10 protein-coding genes are annotated in these 13,003 nt (G+C 49.8%); 1 reads left to right on the top strand and 9 read right to left on the bottom strand.

What is annotated here, in order from left to right:
- The first annotated feature begins 906 nt into the window (after positions 1 to 906).
- Positions 907 to 1,761 (top strand): AAA family ATPase, encoded by an 855-nt coding sequence (locus Q9S52_RS09450; RefSeq protein ID WP_304708937.1) that lies wholly within the window; start codon positions 907 to 909, stop codon positions 1,759 to 1,761.
- A gap of 26 nt (positions 1,762 to 1,787) precedes the next feature.
- Here the strand turns inward: Q9S52_RS09450 and Q9S52_RS09445 are convergent, their stop codons facing one another.
- From Q9S52_RS09445 to Q9S52_RS09405, 9 genes are all read right to left on the bottom strand, one after another.
- On the bottom strand, positions 1,788 to 4,154 hold the full coding sequence (locus Q9S52_RS09445; protein ID WP_304708936.1) for an ABC transporter permease: 2,367 nt from the start codon (positions 4,152 to 4,154) through the stop codon (positions 1,788 to 1,790).
- Between the two features lie 183 nt (positions 4,155 to 4,337).
- Entirely contained in the window at positions 4,338 to 5,546 is a 1,209-nt protein-coding gene (locus tag Q9S52_RS09440) for a polysaccharide biosynthesis protein (RefSeq protein WP_304708935.1), read from the bottom strand.
- A gap of 1 nt (position 5,547) precedes the next feature.
- Positions 5,548 to 6,363, bottom strand: coding sequence for a glycosyltransferase (locus Q9S52_RS09435; protein WP_304708934.1), 816 nt, complete (start codon positions 6,361 to 6,363; stop codon positions 5,548 to 5,550).
- A complete protein-coding gene (locus tag Q9S52_RS09430) occupies positions 6,350 to 7,432 on the bottom strand; it encodes a glycosyltransferase family 4 protein (protein ID WP_304708933.1) in 1,083 nt (360 codons plus the stop codon). Before Q9S52_RS09430 ends, Q9S52_RS09435 begins: the two co-directional genes overlap by 14 nt.
- Complete coding sequence (locus Q9S52_RS09425; RefSeq protein ID WP_300850772.1) at positions 7,429 to 8,487, bottom strand: EpsG family protein; 1,059 nt, start codon at positions 8,485 to 8,487, stop codon at positions 7,429 to 7,431. The genes Q9S52_RS09430 and Q9S52_RS09425 overlap by 4 nt, the downstream gene beginning before the upstream one ends.
- 4 nt (positions 8,488 to 8,491) lie before the next feature.
- Complete coding sequence (locus Q9S52_RS09420; protein WP_300853199.1) at positions 8,492 to 9,583, bottom strand: glycosyltransferase family 4 protein; 1,092 nt, start codon at positions 9,581 to 9,583, stop codon at positions 8,492 to 8,494.
- 464 nt (positions 9,584 to 10,047) lie between these two features.
- Positions 10,048 to 11,181 (bottom strand): hypothetical protein, encoded by a 1,134-nt coding sequence (locus Q9S52_RS09415; protein WP_304708932.1) that lies wholly within the window; start codon positions 11,179 to 11,181, stop codon positions 10,048 to 10,050.
- 116 nt (positions 11,182 to 11,297) lie between these two features.
- The gene (locus Q9S52_RS09410) at positions 11,298 to 12,296 is read right to left on the bottom strand and encodes a glycosyltransferase family 2 protein (RefSeq protein WP_304708931.1); all 999 of its coding nucleotides are present in this window, start codon (positions 12,294 to 12,296) and stop codon (positions 11,298 to 11,300) included.
- A gap of 8 nt (positions 12,297 to 12,304) precedes the next feature.
- On the bottom strand, positions 12,305 to 13,003 hold a 699-nt coding region (locus Q9S52_RS09405), incomplete at its 5' end, for an SGNH/GDSL hydrolase family protein (RefSeq protein ID WP_304708930.1).

Raw genomic sequence — 13,003 nt, 5'->3', positions numbered from 1 at the left:
GCGGCGGAGCGACAGCGGAGCCGCAGTGAGGCGGACACGGGGCGGAGAACTGGGTTCTGCTTTGGGCTGTGTTGTTCTTTGGACTCGAAAACCGTAATCGGTTTTCGAGCCGTGCCGCGCCGAGCATGGGGTTTGGATTTGGGCAGTGCTTTTTGCCGGGCTTTGGGCCGAGAGCGAGTAGCGCGATTCGCAGAATCGCCGGCCTTGTCGCCCAGGCGCGGAGCGCCTCGGGGGGGATGGGCGACAGGCCGAACACAACAGATTTAGGTTGTGAATTGGTCAGTGAGTTAGGCTGAATGCTTGCGACCTGAAAGGTCGCGCGGGCCGCCGCCACCCCACGCGGCGGACTGCAACTCGTCGGAGCTCGTTGCATTCACCGCTGGCGGCGAACTTTTGCAAATAGGGCGAGGACGAACCCGATAGACTGGGCGGTGAATGGGCTGAGTTTCTGCGGCTCGTAGAGCCGCGCGGGCCGAAGCCTCCGACCGCGGAGGCCCGCAACTGACGTTGCTTTGGGCCCCGCAGGCTTCAACCCGCTAAGGCAATTGTATTTTTGCAAGCTCGGTTGCGTTCCTGCTGGCGGCGAACTGCTTAAGCAAAGAGTACGCCCCCCGTTTATTCTGAGAGGCAACGCAACTGAAAACCGCAAGCGCGGCGGCTCGCGCTGTTGGGAGTGAGCCACGTGGCGCCGAAACTCAAGTACAGTCCATCAGTACCGCTGACCGTGGAAGCCCAGCTGTAACCGTTACCGCCGACGCCCCCAAACGCCCCCTCGCCGTAGCCGCGGTTGCCCGGGGCGGGGCTGCAGGAACTCCGACACAGTCGCCCGGACAAGACTTGATGAGGTCAGGCGTTTTTATACCCCAATGACCGCCTTGCGCGGTTCTATCCAGAAGAACGAAAATAATGGCAACACAGGAATACATACGGAAGATCGAAGTGCGCGGGTTGTGGAACGTCTGCGACCTCGTGTGGGAACTTTCGCCCGAAGTGAACATCCTCTCCGGCAGCAACGGGAGCGGCAAGAGCACCGTTTTGCGCTGTCTGAGCGACCTCTTCACCCGCGGCGCCGTATCGGCCGGACACCGGTGCCGGATGCGTTCGATCGAAGTCGAGTTCGCCGACGGCCGACGAGCCGGCTCCGACCACCCGTTCGACCCCGCGGCATTCCACGTGGCTGTTATCAGCACCTTCGACACCACCTTGCAGGAGAGCGAAGCCATCTATAAACTCTCCGACGGCACCGTGGCCACCTATCTGGACTGGGAACTGTACCGGCTCCAGAACCGCTATCTGACCTACCAGCTGGAGGTGGGAAAACGCGTCATCGCCGCCTTGCAGGCCGGTCGGACGATGGAAGACATCACCTCGCTGACCACCCGTCGCACCCAATACTTCGATATCATCGACGCCCTGTTGGAAGCGACCGGCAAACGCGTCGATCGCGAGAGCGACACCTTGCAGTTCCTCACCCAGTACGGAACGATGATCTCGCCCCACCAGCTCTCATCGGGCGAGAAACAGATCCTGATCATTCTGACCACCGTATTGATCCAGTCGGGCCGGGATTTCATCCTGATTATGGACGAGCCGGAAATATCGCTCCATTTCGACTGGCAGCGGCGGTTGATCGACGACGTTCGGACGCTGAACCCGAACCTTCAGCTGATTTTGGCCACCCACTCTCCCGCTTTGGTGATGAACGGCTGGACAGACCGGGTGACCGAGATCAGCGACATCGTTCATCCGATGGCGGAATAGCTCTCCGCCATCGGATCGTTTCGGACCTATTTGCGCAGGACATCCACCGGATTGGCTCGTACCGTTCGCCAGGACTGCCACAAGACCGAACTTCCGGCAATCAGCAGCGCCACCGCTCCCGCCAACGCGTAGATCGTCCACGACAGCGGAATCCGATAGGCATATCCCGCCAGCCACCCCCTCATCAGATACCCGATCACCGGCACCGCCACGACGAAAGCCACCCCCACCAGTTTCAGGAACGCCGCCATCACCCGCGTCAGCGCCTGTCGGGAAGTCGAACCGAACACCTTCCGCACCGCCACCTCTCGCTCCCGCTGGCGCATGAAATAGGTCGCCATGGCCAGCATCCCGAGGGCCGAAATCACGATCGCCAGCAGCGCAAATACCCCCACCATCTCGCCCATCCGCTGTTGGGTGCGATACTGGTTGTCGATCTCCTGTTGCAGGAAACGACCATTGAAATAGTTCCCTCCCGCATGTCGATTGTAGACCTCCGCAATGCGATCCATCACGGCCCAGCCGGCGGCGGGTGTCACCCGTATCAGCACCTGTCGCCCCCGGTACTCCGGAATGACGCACACCACCGCCGGAAGAATCGGTTCGGTGAAGTTGTCGGCGTGAAAATCCCGCAAAAGACCGGCAATCGCAAAGTTGTAGCGAGGATTCTCGCCGCGGGTATATTCCGTCGCGTCTTCCGCCAGCTCCAGATCGCGCCAGGCCGTCTCCGTCAGCCAATATCGCCTCCCGTCCGCATTCACCCGGCCCGTCTCCCGCAGCGGCACGATGCCCAACACATTCAGAAAAGCCGAGTCGCCGTTGAAACCGGCCAGATCGTGTAACCGCCGGTCGAGATCGTAATGGCCATACCGGCCATTATAATGACCGATACCCGGAAGATTGTCGGCGAACGAAACGGCCGTCACGCCCGGAATCGACATCAATTCGCCTCGTACAGCATCCCGTTGCGAGGCGGTAAACCGATTTTTACAGATGATTACATGCGCGCTGTCGAACCCCAGGTCGCTGTGCCGCATGAAGTCCAACTGCCGTCCGATCGTGATCGTGCAGCCGATCAGCACGATGGTGATGCCGTACTGGAACGTGATCAGTATCTTGCTGTAGACCATCTTGGTCTGCCGCCGGAAAGTCCCCCGGACGATATCGATCGGTTCGGTACGCGTCAGCACATAGGCCGGCACGAGTCCCGAGATCGTCCCGATCAGTCCGACGCCCACCAACGCCAGGACGACATTTCCAGTCGTAAAGCCCTTGGCGACTGAGATGTCGCTCTGCATGACGGTTCGGAACCACGGTTCTGCCGTCGAGGCCAGCAGCAGGGCGATTCCGAACGAGACGAAGCAGAGTAGCAGCGACTCGACGATGAATCCCGCGAACAGACTGCCTCGCGATCCTCCCAGGAGCCTCCGCATGGCGACCTCCTGAGCCCGGAAACCGCTCTGGGCCACCGACAGGTTGATGTAGTTGATGACGGCGAAAAGGAGGATCAGCGCAACCGTCGCGCCGAGAATCAGCAGATAGGTGCGGGTGTTGGAACGGGTGCCTTGGCCGGGAATCGGACTGAGGTAGACCTCTTTCAACGGGCACAGCCGCGGATGATTGATGTTCCCCGACCGGAAAAGATCCAATTGAAGATCCTCCAGAAAAAGGCGGTTCAGCTCTGCGGTGTCGAGCCGGGTCGCAAGGTCGCTGCCGGGCCGGCCCAACAGATAGAGTCCGAAGTCATAGTTTCCGTTGATGACAGCCATCTGGGACGGGTCGTCTATTCCATACGCGACGGCGAACGCCTTTTCGACCGGCAGCAGGATGTCGGAGCTCCGGAAAACGGTGTGTTCGAAGTCTTCCACCACGCCGCCGACCGTGAAGTCGTGCTTGCCGATGTGCAGCGTCCGTCCCGTTGCCGGCTCGTTTCCGAAGAGCCGCCGGGCGAACCGACGGGTCAGAACGACGTCGCGCGGGGTCTGCATGGCGGTAGCGGGCGACCCCTCGACGAAAGGGTAGGAGAAGATGGAGAAAAAGGAGGAGTCGACGAAGAGTCCGTCGGCGGTGTTCTCCTCGGCGGTGAATCCGGCTATGGGCGCGACGGTGAGGTCGCAAGCGTAGATGCGGGTAACGGCTTCGATTTCCGGATACCGTGCCGCCACCGCGGCCCCCAAGGCGGGCGGCAGGTTCGATCTTTCGGCGTATTCGAGCCGGAAGATCCGCTCCTTATTGGCCTGAAAATCATCGACCGAGAGTTCGTCCTGTACGTATAGCCCGATGAGCACGACGAACATCAGCGAGACGGCGAAACCGAAGATGTTGATGGCGGTGAAAAGCTTGTTCCGCTGCAAAAAGTTCCAGAAAGACTTCAGTTGGAGAGAGTTGCTCATAGGGAAACGAGATTGATTTCGCTGATTCCGAGCCAGAATCGTGCCGTTCGATTCAACGTCCTGATCCCGAGCGATTTACAGAAATTCGTCTCGTCTCGAAGTGTCTAATTTCTTGACACCGACTGTCTAATTTTTGGACAATCCCGACCGGTCGCTTGCCGCTCACAACTCCGCGACGAAGCGTTACATTTTGGAATCCAGATTGAGCCCTTTCTCTTCGTGTTCGAAATTGTGCAGAAACTCTTTCATGATCTCCACGATCTCGGCCTTGGTAACCGAAGGACGGGCGAACGCCTCGGTCAGTCGCGTAAACAGCGTGTCGATTTCCCCCATCGGCCGCGGCTGCACACCGGTTACCACCCCCAAGGCCTGATGCCGGTTCATGTCGATCGTTTCGGTTTCGGTGAAGAACTCTTCGTAGGGCTTTTCGCCGGTAGTGTTGCTTCCGGAATAGTATACCGGGTACACTCGGTCGGAGTCGCCCAGTCGCGCGGCCATATCGATCGCCTCTTGTTCCGATCCGCATTCAACAGGTCTATATCCCATTGCGATAAGTAGATCCGAGGCAATTGTTGAGAAAGTCTTTACCTGTTCTTTCCCGAGTTTCGGAAAATAAATTTCGCCGCTTTTTCCCAACATACAAGCCAGCATACAGATTTCCCCGCTCTCGTCCGGCGAGACGAAGTACCGGGTCACGTCATTCGGCGCCGAGAGCGGCTGTTTGCGGGCAATGCGCTGCATCCATCCGTCCGGCAGACTGCCGTTGCTGAAAGCCACGTTGGCAAACCGCGCAGTGGTCACGGGAAATTTATGGGAGTAGGCCATAATCATATCTTCCATGATTTTCTTGCTCGCACCCATGATATTGACCGGATTGGCCGCCTTATCGGTCGAGACGCAGAAATAATGTCTCGGCGGGAACTCTTCCAGCAGGGTCAGTAGCTTCCTGGCACGGAGCACATTGTTTTCGAGCAGCGCTTCGACGGAATACACATCTTTTTCAGACCGCACATGTTTATGTGCAGAAAAATTGGCCACGATATCGAATCCGCCGTGCGAACGGAACATCTTTTCGAACACGGCGTCGTTGAAGTTCATCGGGTAGGTTACGTACTCTTCCGGAACAAACCCGCCCGGCGTCGACCGCAAGTCGCGCGTGAGTTCGGTGAGTCCGTTTTCGTTGATATCCACGACGGTCAGTGCCCCTGGTCGGAACGGCAGTATGGCACGGATAAATGACGAACCGATAGTCCCGGCGCCACCGATCACGAGTACGGATTTCCCTTTGATTTCTTCGGAGAGTCGTTGCCGGTTAGCATCGATATCGGGTGCAAACATACTGGTTTGCCTCCCTGTGACATGGTCTTTTATGAATTGCGCGAGGTGGAACATATTATTTTCGGAGTAATTTTTGATAAACAAAAGTGCGCAACCGATTGGGCATGATGCGTACGGTAAACCGCATTATTACGTTTGTGCAGAACGTACCGTATCCGATCAGTCCGAGTCGGAGGAAAGCACGTTGTAATTTGACTTCGCTCACGGCATATTTCCATCCGCCGCGGCGAGCAGCCATGGCATTGCCGCCACGAACGTGAACCAATATTGCGGGTATATTGTAAAAACGTGCCCCGTTATGCAACATTCGCCCCCAGAGCCAGTAGTCTTCAAGCAGGTAGAAAGGCTGGTATCCGCCGGCGGCGAGGACTGCCGATCTGCGGAACATTACGGTGACGTGGTTCACCGGGGAACGGATGCGGAAGAACCGACCGATTTCTTCATGTGTTTCGGGTAACTGGCGTACAGCCTCTGGGCAGTGCGGGTCGTTGGAAAATTCGTCGATCCATCCTCCTACGATATCGCATTCTGGATGTTGGCTGAAGATGTTCAGTTGTCGTTCGAAACGGTCGTTTACGCATATATCATCCGAGTCCATTCTGGCAACCAAGTCATAGGAACAGTGTTTGAGGCCCTCGTTCAAAGCGGCTCCGAGTCCGACATTTTCCGGTAAGGTAATTACATGCAACTCAGGATGCAGAGCGGCATATCGACTAATTACAGCATCGAGACCTGGCGTTAGTGGGCCGTCTTTGACCAATACAACTTCATCCGGCAGAACCGTTTGATCGAAAACACTGGATAGGGCTGTTTCCAGAAATTCTGGCTGCTCGCGGTGGTATACGGAGATCAGGATGCTATAGTGTACCATTTGTCAATCGGTTGTATAGGTGTATGTAGTCGTTTGTCATTCGTTTCTCGGAAAAATGTTCTTCAATTGCCTGGTGTAATTCATTTGGAGAAGATGTGATTTTTAAAGCTGTTTCCACGGCCTGTATGATTGAGAGAGTGGTCGGTTCTCTGCGGGGAATAAAAGTTCCGATATGGCAGGTGTCTAAAATGTCATGGTGGGAAGGAATATCGGAGAGTACAGGCCATAGACCGCAAGAGATGGCTTCACATACAGCGAGGCTGAGACCTTCACTTTGTGAATTGCTGATGTAATAATCTGCCTGTTGCAAATAGTTTTCCACTTGGTCGGTATGACCCATAAATTGGATAGTGGGGGTATTCCGGAAACGATGCCGGCATGGTTCAAGTAATGAGCCGCTTCCAAGGACAATTAACCGGTAGGATAGCTGAGCGAAGGCTTGTAATATGTCTAGAATCCCTTTTTCCGGCTCTAAGCGTCCAGAAAGTGCGAAAACTGGTTTCTCGGAGTGATGTTTGGTGACCGGACTAAATTTGAATGTGTCTATCCCGTTGTTGATTATTTCTAAGTTGTTTAATCCGTATTGTTTGTAGGGCATTGATGTGGAGGATGATACGGCAACCACATTCCTGAATTTGCGCAATGCCCGCATATAACGGGTCAACATGTATTTCCCTATCAATTTGCCTTTGCTATTGGGAAAATCTTCCGTGGCACGGTTATGGAGGGTGGCAAGGCTCGGTATGTCTGGAGATAATGGGGCGACACTTAAGACTGCATGATAGCCATGGGCATGGATGATATCAGGACGATACAACTTTATTAGACCACGGATATGGGATGTGATGTGTCGAGTGCGGGTTTCGCAATCCAGTAGAGTAGCATTCAAACTGTGTATCAGAACTCCGAGGGTGCGGAAGTCGTCAATACGACTGTCGGCGTTTTCGGCCCGGAGGGTTACAATAGTTGTCTGAAAGCCGGCTTGGAGGAGTCCTCGGCAAAGGTTATAAAGAATATTTACCGGACCGGTTCGTTGTAGATGTGCGATAACGAATAAGATATGTGTCATTGGAACAGAACGCATTTATAAGGAATCATTTGTCCGAACACGCTGTATGAATCATAGACGATCAGTGAACGGATGAATAAAAAAGAAAAATAGCTTACGATAGCAATCTTATAAAAGAGCCGGGTGGCGCCTTCTTTGAATGCGTATCCGAATGCAGGAATTAAAACAGCGTAGGAGAGCAGGAAGTAGTCTCTCAAACGTTTGATTATTGCTATGTTGGATCCAACTATGAAGAAACTGAAAAATAGCAACAGCATCATTAAAAAGAAATCATAATAGAGGACGCGGTCTTTGAGCCGGGGACGCAAAATAAGTGCTACCAGCAGAAATCCCAAGTTCTCGATTAAATTTAATTTATTGATACCGTCACTGGTATCAAGCAGGTAACCGCCCAGGCGTAGGGCCAAAAAAGGTACAGAGTTGACAACCGGCTGAAGGAGAATAGAATTTAAGAACCTGCATATTATCGCAATGCCGAGGATGAGCCAGAAGCGCATCGGGGTGTAAGCAGTGCGACGAAACCAATATAAGGGTAGGATGATTAGAGAACTGGCGTGAAACAGCGATGCAATGGCTACCAGTATGAAAAAACGTAATGTAGACCCTCTACACAACCAAGCGATAGCTAACCATGCGATTGGGAATGCCATAAATTGCCGAGTCCCGGCCATGGCGTAATAGGTGAAAAATTTGGACAAGAAAACCAATAGGCCGAAAAAAAGCCAGTTGGTGTTCAGTTCCATGGCTCTAACCAACAGAACCATGGTCACGAGCGTAATGCCAAAGATAAAAACAGGAAAACTTGCACCGAGTTGTATGAATAGGTGCATCAATAGATAGAATCCTAATTCGAATTCGCCGCCTTCAGCGGATTGGTAGCTGGCACGGTAAGCAAAGTAGTCGATTCCCTGTTCGAAGCGTAAACCTGGGATGATGACAAGAAAAATAAAACAGAAGAAGATCCAAACTTTGCGTTGGTTAGGATCCTTCAATATGGAATCTTCCATCAGTGCACCCAGTGCAATGAGCAGCAGTAAACACAAATAGGGCACCATATTGTCAAGATGTCAGGTTGTCAAATAGTCTGATCCACTGTTGCATGACCTGATTTTCGTCGAAACGGTCTATATTTTCCCTGGCGGAAGCTCCCATGGCCCGACGAAGGGGGGTGTCTTCGATCAGACGACATATCCCATCAGCTAACCCGTCGATGTCACCCACCTGAGGAATAATAATACCATCTACTTCATCTTGAATGACATCTGACGGGCCATAAGGGCAGGCATAAGAAACACATGGCACACCACAGATCATCGCTTCGCCGAGCACCAAAGGAAAACCTTCGTAACGTGAACTCATCACGTAAATTGAGCTATTCAGATATTCAGATGTGATATCCGCGGTGGGTTCATGCAGGTGAACGGAGGCCGCAACATCGTATTCGGATAAAAGTTGCGTGTATTCTTGTTCACGACCGTAGGTGCGACCGAAAATATGGAGAGACCAATCAGGATGTCTCTGGGCTACGATTTTCCATGCGGGAATCAAAAAGTCTAAGCCTTTCTGATAGGAATAACGTGCTACGCAGATTACTCGTTTGGTCTCCAAAGCGGCCGGGACGGCTGGAGCCGGAATGGTGATACTATTTGGAATGGCAATGCAATTCGGTAAAGCCCGTACGCGTCGGTCAGCTTCAGTCAAGACAATAAAACGGTCATAATATTTGATCTTTCGTTCCTGCCACCAAGAGCCTAAACGATAGGCCAGGCGGTATAGTAGTTTTTTTCGTTTTAGAAATTCTTGTTTTGCTGCTGCCGAAAAATGAACTTCGAAGATCTTTCGACTTCCATCTTTTAGATTAGGGATGAAATTACGATGCTGTAATGTAATAAATATATCACAAGGATGTTCTTGCAGATATGCTTTTAATTTTTGTTTATGCGATCTTCTTTTGTGTATACTGTTGATGATGTTATGCCACACATTATCGCTATTATAAAGTTGATCGTAATTTATGTCCAATGAGGAAGTCTGAATGTCAGAGTGAAGCGGGAAAAAAGGGATGCATTCTGCCTCTTCGGTTGTCAAAATTGTCACGTCAAAACCGTGTTTTGCGAACCAATTGGCTTTTTGTGTTAATACACGTTCCATTCCTCCGGAATGGTTCAGGCAGAATGTATGGAAAGTGATACGCATAGTAGACGTAAGGCAGTTTTAGTTCACGTATTCGACAATTATTGTTGAGAAATGTATCATATCCAAAGATAGTAAAAATATATTACCCTATCCGATTTGACGACATTTGGTATGGAATCTTTGTTTATTTCCGGCTGAGTAACACCAATAATTAATCGCAGCTTTAATTCTATTCCATCGATCGGCTTGCGGCTAGTGGGCCAGTTCGGAATAATACAATGTTGTTCCTCACTGCTATTCTTTGAGGCGATGCGAAATGATGGCGGGCAATAATAGGGTCAGTCCGTTAGGTAAATAGTCGTAACAATAAATGTTGCGACTATGGTAAACATAAACTTCGATATAACACAGGTAAAATGTATGCTCGATTATAAGTAGGCGTAAAAACAGTCAGCATGGTTTTAAAGCTATTCAAAATATTAAAGAGTTTTGAATGTTTCAATTAAGATATCGGCAGTTCGACGATTTTCAATATCTGGCGAGGTCAGATTTCCATATATATATTGCTCGCGTACAGTTGGGATGGTCTTCATGGGTTTGATTTTTTCAAGAGGATCTTGATCTATATTCCAAACTGGATATTGGAAATTATCGGCCATTTTGGTCTGGAAATAGACTCGTGTGGCAGTTCGATTGTATTCATTATTTGTAAAAAACGCAATGGGACGGTCAAGCATAATTGCATAAGCGACAGCGGCACTGCAATGGAGGAATACACCATGCGCATGTCGAATCAAGGCGTTGGTTTGATATTTGATAATGGGACGGTTACCGAAGTCTCCGGGCTGATAATCTGCTTTGGGATGAGCGGCTATGACAATTTTAACGGCATGTAATTTTTCATAGTTGTCAAAAAAAGCGATTATACTTTGTCTGTATCTTTGAACATCCCCAACTCGTTCTTTGGTGAAGAAATGTAAATCAGGATGCAATGGATAGTATTCATCCAAAAAAACGATATAGGGTTCAGAGAACAACGGTTCGGAATGAATGGCGATATCAGATTTGTAATTTTCCCAATCAGGATGATTAATTAATACATCGGTTGCAGGTGTGTTATGGGAGGATATTTGCAGATTGTATGCCTTGATTCCATGTTTTTGTTTGTATATCCGATATCGAAAACCACTCCACAATTCACGCAGTTTCATCTCATAAAGCACCCATGGAGCAGTCATCAGTTTACGCCAGCCGCGAATGGAAGAATTGTCCATGTAGATGCTGGCATATAATTCGATTCGAATGGTATAGCAATTTGAGGCACTGAGTAATCGAAAAAGTAATCTGGTATTCCAATTTTCAGGCACTTCTACAATAAAAATGGTCTGCGGAATATTCGTTAGAGCTAATTGCGATTCGACAGTTTGATAAGTGTCCAAACAGACTACGTAAGGTTCATCCAGTGTATCAACGATCGTCATACCCGGATGAATGTATTGGGAGACATCCCAAAAATAGACATTAAAACCGGCTTGTTGTAGTTTTTCGATATGCCAAGCCTCTTTTTTGCGTACGGTCAGTGGTTCGTGGTCAATAATGACGATGTTTTTCATTCCGAGTGGATACTGTACGGGTATCTACAAATGTAGGAAGAAAACGCAGTAAATAAAAACGGAGACATCGGTTGATATAAGATTTTCCGATGTACCTTCAGGATAAAAAGTCTAAATTAGTGTAAAAATTGCTGTTTGATTTTATAAAACATTAGGAAGAGGTAAGGGGAGGTACGAAAAAAATGCAAGTAAAATTTCTCTCGCCGTGTAAATAAGCGCTTGATGTATTTGTTTCTTTCTCCAGGTTGGATGGGTTGATCTTTCAGACGTTTTTGTAAATCTTCGAGAAACGGAAGAGTCGGATTGTCAAACGTATTCAGATACATCATAACCGTATTAAATATAGTCCGAACGATCAGGTAATCGATTGCCGGAGCATAACGAAGCGTAAGTCCGTTCGATTGCATATACTCCAGTTGCAGATCCAACGATTTCAGCCGATCTGAGATGTGGGGGGAGTTGCGTTTGTGAGTGGTGGAGTTGGTATTTACATAATAATGGTACAACGGTTCCGGAATAACTTCATAATGTTGGATGAGCGTTCCGAGGATCGCGTTAAAATAATTATCCTCATAGAAAATTTGTTCCGGGAAGCGTAACCCTGATTGGATCAATAATTCTTTAGCTATTAATTTCCCCCAAATGCTTCCCGATTGAATGATCAGGTCTGATTGTGTTACAGGGCCTCCTATTCCGAGGTTCACGGGATGATCCTGACATAACTGTTTTCCTGTCGAATCGATTGTGTCGTATCCGCAGGCAATGACATCTGCGCCGGTTTCTTTGGCTCGGATGTACAGTTTTTCATACATGTCGGATGCTGTCCAGTCGTCCGCATCCACAAAACCGATATATTCTCCTCGTGCGATTTCGATTCCTCGGTTTCGAGCTCCTCCCTGACGGACATTCTCTTTCAAGTCGATCACCACTACGTTGGGATATCGGGCTTCGTAGTCGCGCAGAATGGCAATCCCATTATCCGGCGACGCGTCATTGACGCAGATGATTTCAATTCCCTCCAGTGTCTGATTGACCAGCGAATCGAGACAGCGAGTTAGAAATTGTTCGGCGTTGTAACACGGAACGATGACTGAAACTTTATATTCTTTCATCATTCAGAAGATTAGACATGTAGTTTTTGAAGCTCTTGCATGACTTCACGATTTCCCGCTTCATTCGGATGATAACCATCGCCTGCATAATACTCATCTTGGCCAAAGCGGAGTGGGTTGATCACAGTAACAAAAGAGTATCGATGTGGCAATCGGTCATAAATAGCATTGTATTTTTCTACCGACTTTTTGATCAAAGGATTAGCACCTATCATCGTCGGTCCCGGGGTTGCAACTTTAATAATGATTACTCGTTCAACCTTTGCCAGGCAGCACTGATTCAAATAATTTTCTAAATTATGTTCAAACCGCTCTATCGAAACATCTGTTCGGTTCAAACTTCGTTTGACAAACTTCTTATAAATCGGCCAAAACACATTTTGCACCCCTTTCGGCATCTTGGCCAACAGGCGATATCCCAAAGATGTAGTGCGCATATAGCGGGGTGCGCAATCGCAAATACCCAACTGTAGAATAACTTCCGAGGGATTATAAAAATAAAGGTATTCTCCGTATTCCCATTCGGATAACATCTCAGTGGTACCGCTGCGTCGGAATAAAGCAATAAAATCACGATCTCTTGTTTGTTCACGCAACATGGATACCCAAGTGTGAGTGTAATCTACTCCGGGACGAGGTAATCCTAAAGAATCACTGATACAAAGTACCCGTTTAAGCATTGTCTTTAAAATCGTTCGGTTATTTTGACA

Source organism: uncultured Rikenella sp., from assembly GCF_948810725.1.
Taxonomy (GTDB): Bacteria; Bacteroidota; Bacteroidia; order Bacteroidales; family Rikenellaceae; genus Rikenella.
Note: the sequence above shows the minus strand (reverse complement) of the source record. Positions and strands in the feature narration are given on the sequence as shown.